This window comes from Acidovorax facilis (assembly GCF_023913775.1).
GTDB lineage: Bacteria > Pseudomonadota > Gammaproteobacteria > Burkholderiales > Burkholderiaceae_C > Acidovorax > Acidovorax facilis.
Genome location: NZ_JAMXAX010000412.1, coordinates 1 through 246, shown reverse-complemented (window position 1 = coordinate 246; position 246 = coordinate 1). Strand labels below are relative to the sequence as shown.

The following is a 246-nucleotide window of genomic DNA, read 5'->3' as shown; positions in this document are numbered from 1 at the left end:
AGGCCTGGGCGTCGATCTACAGCTCCTGTCCAACCGGGAGAAGACACTGCTGATTGACGCCCTCAAGGAGCACTATGACTTGCCTGAGCTCCTTGGACAGTTGGGTCTTGCACGTAGCTCGTACTTCTACCATCGGGCCCGCACAGCGGTCGGCGACAAGTACCTTGGTGTGCGCCAATCCCTCACCGAGATCTTCGAGTCAAACCACCGCTGCTACGGCTACCGCAGGCTGCAGGCCTCGCTGAC

The 246-nt window shown here is 60.2% G+C and carries 1 pseudogene; it reads left to right on the top strand.

Annotated features, from left to right (window positions below):
• Positions 1 to 246 (top strand): annotated as a pseudogene (locus NFX52_RS30805) (IS3 family transposase); the annotation flags it as partial.